We start from the raw sequence: 16,995 nt of genomic DNA, 5'->3' as shown, positions 1-16,995 counted from the left end.
CCTCGATGATCTGGCTCAGAGAGCTCACCCGGACCACCTGATGATCACAACCACATACGCTCCCTAGTACTTGTGTACGCCTTGCGTATCGGGCCATTACGGTCGCCTCGGAACCGTTCCCGACGCGTAGGGAGAATCACCGTGGACGACACCGTCACCGCCCCCACCCGCAGTGCCCTCATGCTCGGCGGGCGCTGCCTGTCCTACCTGGACTTCGGTGGCCCAGGACGTCCTCTACTCGCCCTGCACGGCCCGCTGGACCAGGGCTCCGGCTTCGCCGGCCTGGCCCGTAGCCTTACGCCGGCCTGGCGCGTTATCGCCCCCGACCAACGCGGGCACGGCGAGTCCGACCGTGCGCCGGAGTACAGCCGCCAAGGGTTCGTCGCGGACGCTGCGGCCCTGCTGGAGCATCTGGGCCTCGGCCCGACCGTCGTCCTCGGCCACTCGCTCGGCGGCCTTAACGCCCTGCAACTTGCCGCCTGGCGACCGGATCTGGTCGAGGCGCTGATCGTGGAGGACGTCGCCGTCGAGCTCCGCCACGGCGAACACAACCCGCTCGCCTTTCTCGCGCACGCTCGCCACCGCGCCGCAACCCGCGACGAGCTGCTGTCCGGGCTCGGCCCGGCCGCGCCGCACTTCGCCGATGCTCCGCGCCGACGCCCTGACGGTACCTGGGAGTTGCCGTTCCACCCGCAGGACGCCTTGGACGCCGAGCGGCTGAACGAGGGCGACCACTGGGCGGACTGGCTCGCCAGCAGCTGTCCGGTGCTCTATGTCCACGGCACCCGCAGCCAGGTGGTCACGCCCGAGCACGCCCGAGAGATGGGCGAGCGCCGACCGCACACCACCGTCGTCGCCCTGGACGCAGACCACTTCGTGCACGCCGCCGCGCCGGACGCCTTCACTGCCGTCGTACGCGGCTTCCTCGACGGGCTCGCAACGCGGGCCGTCGCACCGGCAGAGCGTTGAACGGCGGGTCCGGGTCACGTCGGCGGTGCCCCACTGGTGCTCACGACACCGGTGACTACACACGGTCACCGGTGGTCCGGATAGGGACCTGGCGGCAGTTGAATATGCAACCTCGCCGGTCCACTCCGGTCCGCCCCCCGCCCCCGTCGCCGCGCGCTCCGGACGCCCGCCGCGCCCCGGATCGGGCGGGGCCCGTACGGGCGCCGGGGCCAGTGCGCTCCTCCGCCGCGAGCAGGGCGCACATCTCGCACGCCGGACCGAAGAGCCCGGCCGGGCCCTGCAGCGGGAAGACCAGGGCCACGCCGAGCACGGAGTCGTCGGCCGTGAACCACTGGGCTGCGCGGGGATCGTGCCGGAACATGGCGTCATGATTCCGGGTCCACGGGCCGAACTCCAGCCTGTCTCCTGGGATGTACGCACCCGTGACCCCGCGCGGCGACCGGGAAGGCTCACCGGCCCGCGGTGCCCGGCACCGCTCTCCCGGACTGCGGCCGGGGCGCCCCCGCTCCGTGTCGCCGCACGACCCGGGTCCGTCCGGTTCGCGGGGCGTGCTCCGCCGTACGACGCACCCCCGGACGCCGTCGACCACCTGGTCGACCGTAACCTCGTGCACCGCCGCGTCGACCCCCTCGACCGGCGCCGCATCCTGGCCCACCTCACCCCGCGCGGCCTGGGGTACTGGCGTCGGGTCGACCGGGCGGTACGCGCGGACTGGCCGGCGGCCTCAGACGGCGACGCGGACCTGTTGCGTGCGCTGCTGGGCAGGCTGGCGGTGGTGCTGGAGGCGGACGGGCACCAGGTGTCCCCCTGACGGAAGCCGACGCCACGGTGCGGCGAGCAGGGCATCGCGTTCGTGTCCTTCTCGCCGTCGCCGGGTCCGCGCCGAGCGGGGCGCCGGCGCGGGCCCGGCGAGGCGGTCCAGGCCGCCGCCCGCGCCCATGGCGCGAGCCCGATGCAGGTCCGCCTCGCCCGGCCCCCCGGCGCCGGGGGGCCGCACGTGCTCGCCGCCCCCGGCGCCGCGGGACCCCGACCACCTCGCCGAGAACGTGGCCGCGGGCGCGCTGCCGCTGACCGCCGAGGAGTTCGGGCCGCCGGACTCGGCGCACGTGGACAGGGGACCGAGCACCAGCCACGGCCGACGGGCGGGCCCACCGGCGCGTGGCGCCCGGGGTCACCCGGCGGACCCCGGGCGGAGCACTAGCCGGTGTATCCGGTCACGGGGTAGTGGTCGGAGAGGTTCGTGTAGGTGTAGTCGGTGCCCCAGCTCGTCACCGTCCAGGGCGCCGACTCCTCCTTCACCACCTCGTTCTTCCACACCACGGGTCGGACGTGGCCGGCCCGGTGCAGCACGTAGTCCAGGTCCTCGCGCGGGTCGTCGGGGTAGCGGTAGCGCGCGATGGAGTTCTCCTGCGTGTCGAAGGAGTACGGGTGCCCGGTGCGGGCGTCGGCGCCGACGAGCCCCGCGTCGGCGAGCATCGAGGCGTACTCGGCGGTTCGCGAGTCCACGTTCATGTCCCCGGCGACCAGCACCTCCTCGTCGGCCGGGATGTGCTTGGCGTCGAGGAAGGCGTCGATCGCCCGGAACTGCCGGCTGCGCATCGCCGCCGCCTCGCCCGGGTCGCAGCCGGGGTCGGTGGACTGGGCGTGGGTGCCGACCACGTGGACCCTGGTGCCGTCCACGTCGAGCACGACGTAGGCGAACCCCTTGTTGGACCACCAGTCGGCGCCGCACGCGTCCTTGTAGACGTACTGCTCCTTGTGCACGATCGGCCACTTGCTGAGCACGGTGACGCCGCCGTCCTCGGGCGTCAGGGACGAGTAGGCGCCGCCCGTGGCGTCCCAGCCGCTCCTGCTGCGGCCCACCACCGGCGTCTGGTAGGGGTACTCGCCCGCCGCGGTGCTCTTGAGCGCGTCGGAGGAGGAGTTGTCGAAGGCCTCCTGGAGCACGACGACGTCGTTGCCGTGGAAGAAGGACGCCTTCGCGATCTCGGCGGCCCGGTGTTCCTGGCCCCAGTTCGGGTACAGGTTCGTGCTCATGAGGAAGACGTTGTAGGTCAGCACGCGCAGCGCGGGCGGCTGCCCGGCTGCTGCGGCGGGTGCCGGGGCGGCCAGGGGTGCCGCGGCGAGAGCGAGGGCGAGCCCGACGGCGCCCCGGGTGCGGCGCGATGCGAAGAGCGTCACTGGATCTCCCTGTGGGTGAAGGGGGTTGAGTGGCGCCGCACATCAAACCACCGGGGATTACTCCTGGGTAACACCCGTGCAGCATATATATGGCATGAACCTGTCCGGTTGGTCGCCCGCCGCCCGCGGAAGGCACTGGCGCACGAGAAGTTTTACGTATAACCTCTCCGGTCAGCCCTCCCGAAAGGTCCTGATGAGACGCATTGCCCTGGTCACCCTCGTCGTCGACGACTACGACGAGGCGATCCGCTTCTACAGCGAGGCCCTCGGCTTCCGTCTCGCCGAGGACGCGCCCCGCCCCGACGGCTCCCGCTGGGTCGTCGTGGAGCCCGGCGCACCAGGTGCCGCCACCGCGCTGCTGCTGGCCCGCGCCGAGGGCGGGGCCCAGGCCGCCCGGGTCGGCGACCAGGCCGGCGGGCGCGTCGGGTTCTTCCTGCACACCGACGACTTCGCCCGCGATCGCGCCCGCATGCTGGCGGCCGGTGTGACCTTCCTGGAGGAGCCCCGGCACGAGCCCTACGGCACGGTCGCCGTCTTCCGTGACCTGTACGGCAACCGCTGGGACCTGTTGCAGCCCGCCGGCTGAGCGTCCCGCGCCGCAGCCTGCCCCCTCCTGTCCGCCGCCTCTTCCTCCGTGCTCCACCCCCGCATCGCACCACCCCGCTCAAGGAGACACCTCACGATGAACGCTACGCGCGTAGACTCCGCCCTCCTGCGCCGCCTGCCCAAGGCCGTCCTCCACGACCACCTCGACGGCGGCCTTCGCCCCGGCACCGTCGTGGAGCTGGCCGCCGAGATCGGCCACACCCTGCCCACCACCGACCCCGACGAACTCGCCGCCTGGTACGTCGAGGCCGCCGACTCCGGTGACCTCGTCCGCTACATAGCCACCTTCGAGCACACCCTGGCCGTCATGCAGACCCGTCAGGGCCTGCTGCGCACCGCCGAGGAGTACGTCCTCGACCTCGCGGCCGACGGCGTGGTCTACGCCGAAGTGCGCTATGCCCCCGAGCTGATGCTGAAGGGCGGTCTCGGTCTGGACGAGGTCGTCGAGACCGTCCAGGAGGGCCTCGCCGCGGGCATGGCCAAGGCTGCCGCCGCCGGTACCCCCGTCCGCGTGGGAACCCTGCTGTGCGGCATGCGGATGTTCGACCGCGTCCGAGAGGCCGCAGACCTGGCCGTCGCCTTCCGGGACGCCGGTGTGGTCGGTTTCGACATCGCCGGCGCCGAGGACGGCTTCCCGCCCGCCGACCACCTGGACGCCTTCGAGCACCTGCGCCGCGAGAGCGTGCCGTTCACCATCCACGCCGGTGAGGCACACGGCCTGCCCAGCATCCACCAGGCGCTCCAGGTGTGCGGCGCGCAGCGCATCGGGCACGGTGTGCGGATCACCGAGGACATCGTGGACGGCAAGCTCGGCCGCCTCGCGGGCTGGGTGCGCGACCGCCGGATCGCCCTGGAGATGTGCCCGACCTCCAACCTGCAGACCGGCTGCGCGACCTCCATCGCCGAACACCCGATCACCGCACTGAAGGACCTCGGTTTCCGGGTCACCCTGAACACCGACAACCGGCTGGTGTCGGGCACCACGATGACCCGCGAGATGGAACTGCTGGTCGAGCAGGCCGGGTGGACCGTGGAGGACCTGCGCGCCGTCACGCTCAACGCCGTGAAGAGCGCGTTCCTACCCTTCGACGAGCGCAAGGCCCTCATCGAGGACGTGGTCCTGCCGGGTTACGCCGCCGAGCTCTGAAGCAGACCGCGGACGTAGGCGGCCTGTCCGACGTGCTGGAGGTCGTCGGACAGGACGCTCACGAGCCGGACGCCGAGGGTGACCGGCGGATCCCAGCGCTCGTCCACGATGCGTTCGAGGTCCGCGGCGGTCATGTCGCGCAGGGCCCGCAGCGACTGCGCGTGGACCGCGTCGTGGTACCCGGTCAGGAGGTCGGCCGAGTCGACCCGCACCTTCGCCACCGTCGCCGGGCTGTGCCCGTACCCGGTGTCGCGGCGCGGCACGTCCAGGCCGAAGCGTTTCTCCCAGTCCTGTGCGAGCCACACCTGGTCGAGGCCGAAGGCGTCGGCGACATGGTCGTCCTGGATGCGGGTGAGGTGCCAGACCAGCCAGGTGATCGAGTTGGTGTCGGCGGTCGGGCGGGTGTTGAGGCCGTCCGGCCCGAGTCCCTCGACCGCCGCATGGACTTCTTCCCGGATGCGGCCGAAGCCGTCGATGAGGATGTCCTTGGCATGCATACGTCCACCATCGCGCATCGCCTCCCGTTCCGCCCCCGGAATCCCGTACCCGCTCGGCCCGACCGCCTCGCCGGTCCGGGTCCCGCTCCCGGCGCCGTCCGGCCCGGCCGACGGCGCGCCCCCGCCTGCAGCGGACGACGCACCCCGGGTTCGCGGACGGGGTGTCGCGCCGCTCCGCTCGCCCGGCCTCGCCCCCGGCGCCGGGCCGGTGAGGTCCACAGGGCCACCGCCGCGCGGGCAACGGCGGAACAGGGCCCGGTCACGGCGGTGGCGGCGGGTTCTCCGGCGGTTCCGTATCGCCGCTCTCCCCGGCGAGGAGGCCCATCAGCGCCCTCGCCGCCGGGCTGGTGGCCTGCGCAGGGGGCAGCAGTGCGACCGTCTCGTACACCGTCTCCTCCATCCCTTTCAGCGGCAGGGCGGTGAGTGAGGCCCGCTTGTGCCGGAAGTGCCGCGGTACGACGGCGATGCCGAGGTCCTGGTCGACCAGGTCCAGCAGGCCGTGCACGTCGTTCACCTCCAGCGCGACCGTGCGGCGCACCCGCGCGGCGGCGAAGGCGGCGTCGGTGGCCCGGCGTGGCCCCCAGCCCTGCTGGAAGTCGACGAAGACCTCGGCACCGAGGTCGTCCGGCGTCACCGCCGCGCCCGCCCGTGCCAGGCGGTGGCCGGGATGGCACAGGACCGTCATCGGCTCCCCGGCCAGCGTGACGGAGCGCAGTGGGCCGGTGCCGGTCTGGGTGCGGTAGGCGAAGGCCAGGTCGAGCCGCCCGGCAGCGACCTCATCGGCCAGTGCGGCGGAGCCTGACTGCCGCAGCCGGATCTCCACGTCCGGATGCCCGCGCCGGAACGTCGCGAGCACCCCCGCCACGTCGACCCCGGCGATGCACTGCTCGGTTCCGAGCGAGAGCGTGCCGCGCAGCACGCCCTGCACCGCGGCCACCGCCTCGTGCGCTGCCCGCACCCCGGCCAGGATCCGCTCGGCCTCCCGCAGCAGCGCCCGCCCGGCCCCGGTGAGCGTCACCCGGCGCGTGGTGCGGACGAACAGCGTGGCCCGCAACTCGCGTTCGAGGGCGCGGACCGACGCCGACAGGCCCGACTGGGACACCCTGAGCCGCTCCGCCGCCCGGGTGAAGTGCTGGTCCTCGGCGACCGCGACGAAGTGTTCGAGCTGACGCAGTTCCACGAGGAAGCAGTCTACCGTCATTCAGCAGCCTGCTCGCTGAATTTCATCGGATTATTCGGTTGGACGCATGGTCGCAGGCCCGGCCAGAGTGGTGCCGGTTCCCCGGAACCGCATCCCCGGCGCCCACCCCTCATGGAGTCGTGTTGTTCACCGCACATCCCGACCGCTACACGGACATGCCCTACCGGCGCACCGGACGCAGCGGACTGAAGCTCCCCGCGCTCTCGCTCGGACTGTGGCACAACTTCGGGCCCGACCGGCCGGTCGAGACCCAGCGGGCGGTCCTGCGCCGTGCCTTCGACCTCGGCATCACCCACTTCGACCTGGCCAACAACTACGGTCCGCCGCCCGGCTCCGCCGAGAGCGCGCTGGGCGGGTTCCTGCGCACCGACTTCGCCCGCTACCGCGACGAGCTGGTGATCTCCACCAAGGCCGGGTACCTCATGTGGCCCGGTCCGTACGGCGAGTGGGGGTCCCGCAAGTACCTGCTGTCCTCGCTCGACCGGAGCCTGGAGCGGCTGGGCCTGGACCACGTCGACGTCTTCTACTCGCATCGCCCGGACCCGGACACTCCGCTGGAGGAGACGATGGGGGCGCTGCACTCGGCGGTCCAGCAGGGCAAGGCGCTCTACGTCGGCGTCTCCAACTACTCGGCGGAGCAGACCCGCGAGGCCGCCCGCATCCTCGGCGAGCTGGGCACCCCCCTGCTGATCCACCAGCCGCGCTACTCGATGCTCGACCGGCGCCCCGAGGAGGGCGGTCTGCTGGACGTGCTCGACGAGCTCCGGGTCGGTTCCATCGCGTACTCCCCGCTGGAGCAGGGCCTGCTGACCGCCCGCTACCTGGACGGGATCCCGGAGGACTCCCGCGCGGCGGGCGACAGCCCCTTCCTGAAGACGGACGCGGTCACCGGTGAGCTGGTGACCCGGCTGCGCACCCTGCACGAAATCGCGCGCGAGCGCGGTCAGAGCCTGGCCCAGATGGCCCTGGCCTGGGTGCTGCGCGGCGACCGGGTGACCTCCGCGCTGGTCGGCGCGAGCAGCCCGGCGCAGCTGGAGGACAGCGTCGCCGCCGTGCGCGACCTGGACTTCACCGCGGAGGAACTGGCCCGCATCGACGTGGTCGTCAAGCGGTAGAGCACCGCCGGTGGAGCCCGCGGGCGGCGCGGCGCCCGCCCGTCCGCCTGCTATGCGGCGCACGGGTGGGCGCAGGGTGGGGCCGTTCCGTCACCGGCCCTCCTCCGCTCCGCACGCCGGGAGCGCGCACCAAGTGCGGCGACCGCGCACCGAGTGCGGCGAGAGCCACTCCCTCTCCCGTGGAGGTCCGGCGGAAGCGCCCCGGCCGCTGCCGGGAGTCCCGTCGTCCGCCCCGGGGGCGGGACTCCTCCGTGGGGCGGCGGATCGTGCGCCCTCGCCCACCGGGCGCGTCGGGGGCGCTGTCCGCGGCCGCCGGTCACGGGTCCGCGCCCTCGCCGCCGGAACGTTCAAGGGCCGTCCGTGCCTCCGTGGGCCGGTCGCCGCGTTTCGGCCAGCCGGTCTCGCGCATATGCCAGGAGACTGGCTGGAAAAGCGTGGTGACAGTGGTTCAGGGGTGAACATACTCGAACACGAGGTGTAGTGCACCGCACACGAGCCGCACGGAGTGCCGGGCCGATCCGGCCGGCGAACGACGCGTCACGGGGGAGTGAGACGTGCACGACGAGTTCCTGTGCCATGTCACGGCATACGGCGTCTGCGACGGCCGGCGCATCGGCGTCCCGCTCGGCACCTACCGGGCGCCCACGCTGGCGCTCGCGCTGTGGTGGCTGCGCGATCGGGCCTCCTGGATCGCCGAGCGTCTGGACCCCGGCCCCGACAGCGCGCACGTACCGGCCGCCGCTCTCGTGCCGGTCGCCGACGGCGTACCCGACGTGCCCGGCGTGCTGCGCGCCTGGTGTGCCGACGGCGGCGAGCAGGAACTGGTGGCCGAGGAGCTGGCCGGCGGCCGGCTGGTGCGTGTCGCCGCCAGCGACGACACCACCGAGTACGAACTGCTCGCCGAGTCCGTCGACGCCCTGCGCATGCAGCGGATGGCCGCGTCGCTGGCCATGCCCGTCGGCTGAGGCCCCGGTCCGCGGGGCACGGCAACCGCCAAATCGGTAGAATCCTGGCATGGCGGAGCGGCCGGCCCTGTCCACCGCACCCGAACTCGTGCTCCGGACCGAGACGGGCTCCCTGGTGATGACCCCGGGCCGCGACTACCACGTCGGCCGGGACCCGCTGAGTGACATCTTCCTCGACGACGCCCGCGTCTCCTGGCGCCATGCCGTCCTGCGCCCCGAGGCCGGCAGGTGGGTCCTGCACGACGACCACAGCACCAACGGCACCTACGTCGACGGCCACCGCGTCCAGGACCGGTACGTCGGCTCCGGCAGCGTCATCCGCTTCGGCAACCCCGCCGACGGCCCCCGCGTGGTCCTCGTGAGCCCACCGGAACCGGAACCGGTTCCCGAGCGCCCGTCGGAGATCTCCATGCCGGCGCTGACCGGCACCTTCCGGCAGCCCACCACCGTCCGTCCGCTGCCCGCCCGCAGCGTGCGCATCGGCCGCGCCGCCGACAACGACCTCGTCGTCGACGACCTGACCGTCTCCCGCCACCACGCCGAACTGCGCTTCGCCCCCGGGACCGGCTACGAGATCGCCGATGTCGGCAGCCACAACGGCACGTTCCTGAACGGCCGCCGCGTCACCAGCGCCGCGCTCGCCCCCGGCGACATCGTCGGCATCGGCCACTCCGCCTTCTGCCTCGTCGGCGACCAGCTCCAGGAGTACGTCGACACCGGCGAGGTCTCCCTCGACGTGCAGGAGCTCACGGTCGTCGTCGACCGGGGCCGCAAGACCCTGCTGGAACAGGTGTCCTTCCCCGTCGGCGCCAAATGCCTGCTCGCCGTCGTGGGACCCAGCGGCGCGGGCAAGTCCACGCTGCTGGGTGCCCTGACCGGGCAGCGCCCCGCCGACCACGGCACCGTCCTGTACGACGGCCGCGACCTCTACCACGACTACGCCGAACTGCGGCAGCGCATCGGCCTCGTCCCGCAGGACGACATCCTGCACTCCCAGCTCACCGTCCGAAGCGCCCTCGGCTACGCCGCCGAGCTGCGCTTCCCGCAGGACACCGCCCGGGGCGAGCGCCGCACCCGGGTCGACGAGGTGGTCCGCGAACTCGGGCTGGAGCAGCGCGCCGCGCAGCCCGTGCACAGCCTGTCGGGCGGCCAGCGCAAGCGCGTCAGCGTGGCGCTGGAGCTGCTGACCAAGCCCTCGCTCCTCTTCCTCGACGAGCCGACATCGGGCCTCGACCCCGGCATGGACCGCTCGGTGATGCACATGCTGCGCGGGCTCGCCGACGACGGCCGTACGGTCATCGTCGTCACCCACAGTGTGCTCAGCCTCGACGTCTGCGACCGGCTGCTGGTGCTCGCCCCGGGCGGGCGGATCGCCTACTACGGGCCGCCCCGTGAGGCCCTGCCCTACTTCGGGTTCGAGGAGTGGCCGGAGGCCTTCGAGGCGTTCGAGCGGGACCGCGAACGCGACTGGGCGGGCGACTACCGCCTCTCCGGGCAGTACCGCAGGTACGTCTCCGATGCCGGAGTGCAGCCCCGCAGGCCCCGTGAGGGCCCGGTGATCATGACTCCGCCGTCCCCGCCGCGCAGCTGGGGCGCCCAGCTCGGCACGCTCGTGCGCCGCTACACCGCGGCCCTCGGCGCCGATCGCACCTTCCTCGCGATCATGATCGCCCTGCCGTTCGTGATGGGCGCCATGGCCCGCGCGCTCGCCGGGAGCGAGCTCACCCGGGAGACCGCGATGAACGCGCTGCTGATCCTGTGCGTCGGCGGGGTGCTCACCGGCGCCGCCAACGCCGTGCGCGAGCTGGTCAAGGAGCGCGTGATCTACCAGCGGGAGCGGGCCGTCGGCCTGCCCAGATCGGCGTATCTGATGTCCAAGGTGGTGGTGCTGGGCACGGTCACGGTCCTTCAGGCCGTGGTCCTCACCCTCGTCGCCCTGCTCGGCGTCGACCTCAACGCGCCCGGGGGCAAGGGCGTGCTGATGCCCCCGCTCGTCGAGATCACCATCGCCGTCGCCCTGCTCGCGTTCACCGCGATGATGCTCGGCCTTCTCATCTCCGCGCTGGTGCGCAAGGAGGAGGTGACGATGCCGCTGCTGGTGCTGCTGGCCATCGTCCAGGTCGTCTTCTGCGGTGCCCTGCTGTCGCTCGACGGGGTGCCCGGCCTGGAGCAGCTGTCCTGGCTGGTGCCCTCCCGGTGGGCGTTCGGCGCGATGGCGGGCACCCTGGACCTGGCCCGCATCGTGCCCGGCGACCTCACCGGCGACCCGCTCTTCGCCCACGACACCGGGACCTGGCTGCTCGACATCGGCATGCTGCTCGTGCTGTCGGTGCTCTTCGGGCTGCTGGTGGCCCGGCTGCTGCGCCGCCACGAGCCCGCCGTGATGCGGAAGTAGGCGAGAGCGATGACCCTGCCGACGCCCGGCTTCCGGCCCTCGCACGTGGTCCCCCCGGACGGCATGCCCGCCTGGGAGGCCCCCGACCCGGCCCGGCCCACCGTCTCCCTGGACCCGCTGCTGCCCGTCCAGCTCACGGAGCGGCGCGGCGACTGGGGGCACGTGCTGTGCGCCAACGGCTGGTCCGCCTGGGTCGACGGCCGCCTGCTGGTCACCGTGCCCCAGGACCCGCCCACCGCCGACGGGCCCCTGGAGGCCACCGCCGACCCCCTCGCGCTGCTCACCGGCGCCGAGACCGTCCTCGCCCGCTACCGCGCCGCCGCTCAGGAGCTCGCCGCGGGCGGACTCGACGGCGCCGCCTTCCGGCAGCGCACCGAGGGCCTGCGCATCGGCGTGGTGGTCGACGGAGCGGACATGTGGCTGTACGACGCCGAGCGCGACCGCTGGCTCTACGGCGACGGGACCCGGCTGAGCACGTACGCGGCCGAGGGGGAACCGCGGCCGCCCGGGCAGGGCGCCCGGCACGCGCCGACCCGCGCGGTGGCGTCCGACGGTGATGCCTGATGGGCGGTGACACGAGCCTGTTCTCCGGCCGCCCCTCCGAACTGATCGGCCGCCGGGTCGCGGGCTACCGCATCGAGCAGGAGATCGGCCGCGGCGGCATGGCCGTCGTCTACCGTGCGCGCGACCTGAGGCTGGACCGCACGGTGGCGCTGAAGCTGCTGGCACCGGAACTGGCGCGCAACGACACCTTCCGCAAGCGCTTCGTCCACGAGTCCCGGACGGCCGCCGCCATCGACCACCCGCACATCGTGCCGGTCTTCGAGGCCGGCGAGACCGACGGCGTGCTCTACATCGCCATGCGCTACGTCGCCGGCAGCGATCTCCGCCACCTGCTCGACCGGCAGGGGCCGCTGCCGCTGGCCACCGCCGTGCGCATCGCCGCGCAGGTCGCCTCGGCGCTGGACGCCGCACACGAGCACGGGCTGGTGCACCGGGACGTCAAGCCGGGCAACATCCTGGTGGCCCGCGGCACCGACAGCGATCATCCCGAGCACGTCTACCTCACGGACTTCGGGCTGACCAAGAAGTCGCTGTCGCTGACCGGGTTCACCACCGTCGGCCAGTTCGTGGGGACCCTCGACTACGTCGCACCCGAGCAGATCTCCGGCCGACCGGTCGACGGCCGCTGCGACGTGTACGGCCTGGCCTGCGTCGTCCACGAGACCCTGGCAGGCCGCCCGCCGTTCCGCCGCGACGACGACATGGCCCTGCTGTGGGCCCACCAGTACGACGAACCGCCCCCGCTCACCGAGGCATGCCCGGACCTGCCGCCCGAGGTCGACGCGGTCTTCGCCCGGGCCCTGGCCAAGAACCCCGACGACCGTTACGACTCCTGTCTGGCGTTCGTCGCAGCGCTGCGCGATGCCGGCACCGGCGGCCCCGGAGCCGGGCACGCGCCGACCGAGGTCGACCTGGCGGTGGCCCCGGCACACGCCGGCGGGACCGCGAAACCGCCGCCCGCCTGGGCGGAGCCCGTCACACGTCGCCGGGGGTGACACCGCGCCGCCGGACCGGCCGGGCGGCCAGGGCTCCCAGGAATCCGGCCACCAGCCCCCACAGCAGGCCCAGGCCGAGCGCCGGCCACACGTCGGGCCGCAGGAACAGCCGCGCGGAGAGGGCGCCGCCGAGGTCGCCGATGCCGAACAGGGACAGGCCCAGGTGTGCCGAGATCCGGCAGACGAGACAGATCATCAGTACGGTCAGGGCGAGCGCCACGGCCAGGTGCACGGCGTGCTGCCACGTCCGCATGCGGGCCGGTGACCGGACCGCCGTCAGGAACCCCGCCGCGAGCAGCAGCACGGCCTCGACGACCACGAGCCACCACCACCGGTCGTCGTAGTCGGCCAACGCCTGCAGGTTCAGGGTGGAGACGTCCGGGGTGCGCAGCACCTCGTCCAGCACGTGCGGCATGGGCAGGTCGAACGGGCCCTGCACCCGTCCGTGCCAGTCGGCGCCCAGGCCGATCGTCAGGGCCGGCCACACCACGTTGGGCAGCCCGAGCAGCGCCACGGCCAGTGTCTCGGCCGGGTGACCGCGGGTGGCCGCGACGACGACGGCGACGACCACGCCCACCACGACGTGCACGAGCAGCAGCACCACCATGGCGTACGCGGCCGGGCGCACCGATGCCCGGAAGCGCAGCAGCCTGCCCGGCAGCGGCGCACGCCGCGACACGGCCAGCGCCAGGAACAGGGTCCCGGCCAGCCATACCAGGCCGACGACCACGGTCAGCGGCATGTTGGCGCGGAATCCGACCTCGGGCGAGACCCCGAACAGGTCGCCGAGGTCACTGAGAGTCTCGTCGCCCAGCGGAACGGCGAAGGTGTGCCGGGCCGCCAGTGACAGCCCGATCAGCCCGAGCAGCCAGACCACGGCGATGCGGCCGGCCCAGCCGGCCAGTTCTCCGGCGCCCGCGACCGCCCGGTGCCGCAAGGGCCGCAGGAACCCGGCGGCGACCACGAGCACCCCGACGAGAGTGACCGACAGCGGCATCACCGTCAGACCGGCCGCGGTGTCGGCGAGGCCGCCGGCGTTCCCGGAGAACTCCACGGTGCCGCCGACTGCCGTGACGACGGTCGCCGCGACCACCGGCGCGAAGCCGCCGTCCGGGAGGTCGGCGGCTCCCGCCGCCCACAGGCCCAGTGCAGCCGTGATCCCCATGGCGGCCAGGCCGGCCAGTGCCGTGGCGACGGCCTGCACCCAGCCGTGCGGGGCGACGGTCCGGCCGGAGGGGGTCGACGGGTTCACACCGCCACGCTAAGCAGCGCCGGGGTCGCGCGCCCGCCGAGAGACCCCGTCCGCGTCCCGCTTGCGGCCCGGGAGCGAGCGATGCACACAATAGGGTGTTATGGATGAAACGGGCTCAAATGGGCTGATGCCCATGGGCCCCCGCGGGAAGAAGTGCTCGTGAGCGTCGAACCGCCGTCGTCCGGCCACCCCACAGGACCGCCGTCCGGCCCCCTGTCGGGGCCCACCCAGCCGCCCTCGGGCCCGCCCTCCCAGCCGCCCGGCACAGGTGGCGGAGGCGGCGGCACCCCCGAGCCGCGCCGGCCCTGGTGGAAGTCCGCGCCGCGTGTGGCCATGGCCGCCGCCGCGGTGGTCGCCGTCGTGGCGCTGGTCGTCGTCCTCACCCGGCCCGGCGGCTCCGGCGGCGGCGGGGGAAGCGAGGTCTTCGCCCAGCCGGCGGCCAACACCGGACCCGACCCGTTCACGGCGTCCACCGCGACCGAGAGCTCCGCCCCGCCCGTCTCGCCCTCCGCTCCCGGTGGGTCCGCTTCCGCCAACGAGGTGCGCGGAGTCAGCGGAGGCGCCCCCGGCCTGTACGGCGGCAGCCGCAACACCTCCAGCTGCGACGTGGAGAAGCAGATCGGGTTCCTCCGGTCCGACCCGGACAAGAACCGGGCCTTCGCCTCGGTCGCGGGCGTCCAGCCCTCCGGGGTCCCCGGCTACCTGCGCTCCCTCACCCCGGTCCAGCTGCGCATGGACACCCGGGTGACCAACCACGGTTACCGCGACGGCGCCGCCACCACGTACCAGGCCGTCCTCCAGGCGGGCACCGCCGTCCTCGTCGACGGGCACGGCGTGCCCCGGGTCCGCTGCGCCTGCGGCAATCCGCTCACGCAGCCCGTGGCCCAGCAGGGCTCCCCGAAGGTGACCGGCGACACCTGGCCGTCGTACAACCCCTCCAACGTCGTGGTGGTCCAGCCGACGACGACGATCATCAACATCTTCGTCCTCTACGACCCGGACGACCACGACTGGTTCGCCCGTCAGCGCGGTGACACCGGCGGCCACGACAAGCCGACCCCGCCACCGGCCACGCCCACGCCGAGCGTCACCCCCACCAGCCCCACGCCGTGCCCCTCCGGCGACGAGACGCCGTCGACCGGCTGCCCGTCGACGTCGACCAGCCCCTCCACGCCGCCCTCGGAGCCCCAGTCGCCAGGCTCGGAGTCCCCGGGATCCACACCGCCGAGCCAGTCGCCGTCGTCCGAGCCGCCGAGCCGGACATCGTCGGGCGGTGGGAAGCCGGCCAGCTCCGCGCCCGCCACCGGCGCGTCACCGCCGAAGGCGTCCTCCGCGGTCTCGGCCCCGGCGTCCGCGTCCCGGTCGACGGGCGCCGCCACCACGGTCCTGGGGCCGGCCGCGCAGACGGCTCCCGGCGCACCGGCACTCACGCTGTAACCAACGGCACTCCCCGCCGCACCCGCCCCGGGGAGTGCGCCGCCCTGCTCGGGGTACGAGCACTGGAGCAGCACGATCCGGCCAGTCCGGCTACCTAGAAAGACCACGCATGACCGAACACCTGGGCGGGGCGGCGATACCGACTGGTTTCGACGTGCCCGTGGAACCACTCAGACGGGCCGTCCACTACACCGGCGAACCGGGGAGCATCGCCGCTGCGCGGGCGTTCACCGCGCAGTTCGTCGATCAGCTCAGGACCGAGTGGTGCGCCACGATCGGCGACCGGGCACGCGAGGAGCTCATGCTCGTCGTGAGCGAGCTCGTCACCAACGCCGACCGGCACAGCAGCGGCCCCTACATCCTCGACCTGGAGGGCACCGACGCGGCCGTGACGGTCTCCGTCTACGACAGCAGCGCCGCCCTTCCCCTGTGCTTTCCGCGCGACCCCACACGGATCGGCCGCCACGGGCTGGAGATCGTCTACGCCCTGGCGACCGAGGTGAGGTCCGAGGTGGTGCCGGTCGGCAAGCGGGTCCGGGCCGTGGTGCCCCTGCAGGCGAGGCGGACCCGGTCCGTACCGCGCACGACGTGAGCCGGAACGGTCGTGGGGAGCGGGCGGGCTTCGGTGGTCCCGCTCCCCACGACCGTTCAGGCGCGGTCCAGCTCGCCCAGCATGCCCTCCCGCAGCCGCATGATGATCCGCTTGATGAGCCGCGAGACGTGCATCTGCGAGCAGCCCAGCTGCGCGCCGATCTCCGCCTGCGTCGCCTCCTCGACGAACCGCAGATGCAGGATCCGCCGGTCGCGTTCGCCGAGGTCCGCCATGAGCGGGGCCAGCGACTGGAAGTCCTCCACGAGCCGCAGCCCGTGCTCCTCGACACCGATGAAGTCCGCGAGGACGGCCTCGCCGTGCTCCGGCCCGTCGCCGGTGAGTGCCGCGTCCAGTGAGGAGGAGTTGTAGCCGTTGGCGGCGATCTGCGCTTCGACGACCTGGTTCTCCGAGAGGTTCATCAGCGTGGCCAGCTCCGCCACCGTCGGCTCCCGGTCCAGCCGGCCCGAGAGTTCGTCCCGCGCCCTGGCCAGCTCCACCCGCAGCTCCTGCAGCCGCCGCGGGACGTGCACCGCCCACGTCGTGTCCCGGAAGAACCGTTTGATCTCACCGACGATGTACGGCAGCGCGAAGGACGTGAACTCCACCTCGCGGGACAGCTCGAACCGGTCGATGGCCTTGATCAGGCCGATCATCCCGGTCTGCACGATGTCCTCCATGTCGTCCCCGCGACCCCGGAAACGACCCGCGGCGAACCGCACCAGGGACATGTTCATCTCGATGAGGGTGTTCCGGGCGTACTGGTGCTCGTGCGTGCCCTCGTCGAGGTCTGCCAGGCGCCTGAAGAACTGACGCGACAACTGCCGCGCGTCGCGCGGCGCCACGCTCCGCGCGTCGGCGACGCCCGGCAGCGCTCCCGCAGCCTTGCTGGTCCCGGTGGTGTTCTTCACGACCTCTGTCTCCTGCCGGATCACGGCGGTGGACATCGGCTTCCCCTCCTGCAGGTCGAATGGGACGGTCGTCCTGGCGTCGTTCTCACCGTGAATCCGCCTACCCCGGTACCCGTCCCGCATGCCAACTACCGTGCTGTGAGGGGACTTCTCGCAGGGCAGAACGCCGAT

Annotated in this window: 16 protein-coding genes; 11 read left to right on the top strand and 5 right to left on the bottom strand. The window is 73.1% G+C overall.

The window, feature by feature from the left end; genetic code table 11:
- Positions 1-141 precede the first annotated feature (141 nt).
- Positions 142-969 (top strand): alpha/beta fold hydrolase, encoded by an 828-nt coding sequence (locus I3F54_RS26295; protein ID WP_240121386.1) that lies wholly within the window; start codon positions 142-144, stop codon positions 967-969.
- 607 nt (positions 970-1,576) lie between these two features.
- Positions 1,577-1,780, top strand: a complete 204-nt coding sequence (locus I3F54_RS26290) for a hypothetical protein (protein ID WP_308373950.1) — start codon at positions 1,577-1,579, stop codon at positions 1,778-1,780.
- A gap of 386 nt (positions 1,781-2,166) precedes the next feature.
- On the opposite strand, the gene sph is transcribed toward I3F54_RS26290, so the two are convergent.
- A complete protein-coding gene (gene sph, locus I3F54_RS26280) occupies positions 2,167-3,150 on the bottom strand; it encodes a sphingomyelin phosphodiesterase (protein ID WP_240121385.1) in 984 nt (327 codons plus the stop codon).
- 193 nt (positions 3,151-3,343) lie between these two features.
- Here sph and I3F54_RS26275 point away from each other — a divergent pair, with 193 nt between their 5' ends.
- Positions 3,344-3,736 carry a VOC family protein gene (locus I3F54_RS26275; protein WP_240121384.1) on the top strand — a complete coding sequence of 131 codons (393 nt, stop codon included), beginning with the start codon at positions 3,344-3,346 and terminating at the stop codon, positions 3,734-3,736.
- A 96-nt stretch (positions 3,737-3,832) separates the two neighbouring features.
- Entirely contained in the window at positions 3,833-4,903 is a 1,071-nt protein-coding gene (locus I3F54_RS26270) for an adenosine deaminase (protein ID WP_240121383.1), read from the top strand.
- Here I3F54_RS26270 and I3F54_RS26265 read toward each other — a convergent pair.
- Positions 4,885-5,400, bottom strand: a complete 516-nt coding sequence (locus I3F54_RS26265) for a DinB family protein (protein WP_240121382.1) — start codon at positions 5,398-5,400, stop codon at positions 4,885-4,887. The genes I3F54_RS26270 and I3F54_RS26265 overlap by 19 nt on opposite strands.
- Before the next feature lie 259 nt (positions 5,401-5,659).
- Positions 5,660-6,580: a LysR family transcriptional regulator gene (locus I3F54_RS26260; protein ID WP_240121381.1), complete on the bottom strand. Its 921-nt coding sequence runs from the start codon at positions 6,578-6,580 to the stop codon at positions 5,660-5,662.
- 143 nt (positions 6,581-6,723) lie between these two features.
- Here I3F54_RS26260 and mgrA point away from each other — a divergent pair, with 143 nt between their 5' ends.
- From mgrA to I3F54_RS26235, 5 genes are all read left to right on the top strand, one after another.
- Positions 6,724-7,716 (top strand): L-glyceraldehyde 3-phosphate reductase, encoded by a 993-nt coding sequence (gene mgrA, locus I3F54_RS26255; protein WP_275676827.1) that lies wholly within the window; start codon positions 6,724-6,726, stop codon positions 7,714-7,716.
- Positions 7,717-8,270: 554 nt separating this feature from the next.
- On the top strand, positions 8,271-8,681 hold the full coding sequence (locus tag I3F54_RS26250; protein ID WP_240121379.1) for a hypothetical protein: 411 nt from the start codon (positions 8,271-8,273) through the stop codon (positions 8,679-8,681).
- A gap of 49 nt (positions 8,682-8,730) precedes the next feature.
- Positions 8,731-11,076, top strand: a complete 2,346-nt coding sequence (locus I3F54_RS26245) for an FHA domain-containing protein (RefSeq protein WP_240121378.1) — start codon at positions 8,731-8,733, stop codon at positions 11,074-11,076.
- A 15-nt stretch (positions 11,077-11,091) separates the two neighbouring features.
- On the top strand, positions 11,092-11,640 hold the full coding sequence (locus I3F54_RS26240; RefSeq protein WP_240121396.1) for a hypothetical protein: 549 nt from the start codon (positions 11,092-11,094) through the stop codon (positions 11,638-11,640).
- Complete coding sequence (locus I3F54_RS26235) at positions 11,640-12,635, top strand: serine/threonine-protein kinase (RefSeq protein ID WP_240121377.1); 996 nt, start codon at positions 11,640-11,642, stop codon at positions 12,633-12,635. Before I3F54_RS26240 ends, I3F54_RS26235 begins: the two co-directional genes overlap by 1 nt.
- Here I3F54_RS26235 and I3F54_RS26230 read toward each other — a convergent pair.
- Positions 12,616-13,887 carry a streptophobe family protein gene (locus I3F54_RS26230; protein WP_240121376.1) on the bottom strand — a complete coding sequence of 424 codons (1,272 nt, stop codon included), beginning with the start codon at positions 13,885-13,887 and terminating at the stop codon, positions 12,616-12,618. The genes I3F54_RS26235 and I3F54_RS26230 overlap by 20 nt on opposite strands.
- Positions 13,888-14,046: 159 nt before the next feature.
- On the opposite strand from I3F54_RS26230, the gene I3F54_RS26225 reads away from it, so the two are divergent.
- Both I3F54_RS26225 and I3F54_RS26220 read left to right on the top strand, forming a co-directional pair.
- Positions 14,047-15,324 (top strand): DUF6777 domain-containing protein, encoded by a 1,278-nt coding sequence (locus I3F54_RS26225; protein WP_240121375.1) that lies wholly within the window; start codon positions 14,047-14,049, stop codon positions 15,322-15,324.
- A gap of 109 nt (positions 15,325-15,433) precedes the next feature.
- Complete coding sequence (locus I3F54_RS26220; protein ID WP_240121374.1) at positions 15,434-15,916, top strand: ATP-binding protein; 483 nt, start codon at positions 15,434-15,436, stop codon at positions 15,914-15,916.
- Between the two features lie 56 nt (positions 15,917-15,972).
- Here I3F54_RS26220 and I3F54_RS26215 read toward each other — a convergent pair whose 3' ends face one another.
- Complete coding sequence (locus I3F54_RS26215; protein ID WP_240121373.1) at positions 15,973-16,860, bottom strand: RNA polymerase sigma factor SigF; 888 nt, start codon at positions 16,858-16,860, stop codon at positions 15,973-15,975.
- Between the last annotated feature and the right edge of the window lie 135 nt (positions 16,861-16,995).

This window comes from Streptomyces sp. MUM 2J (genome assembly GCF_022414535.1).
Lineage (GTDB): Bacteria > Actinomycetota > Actinomycetes > Streptomycetales > Streptomycetaceae > Streptomyces.
Note: the sequence above shows the minus strand (reverse complement) of the source record. Positions and strands in the feature narration are given on the sequence as shown.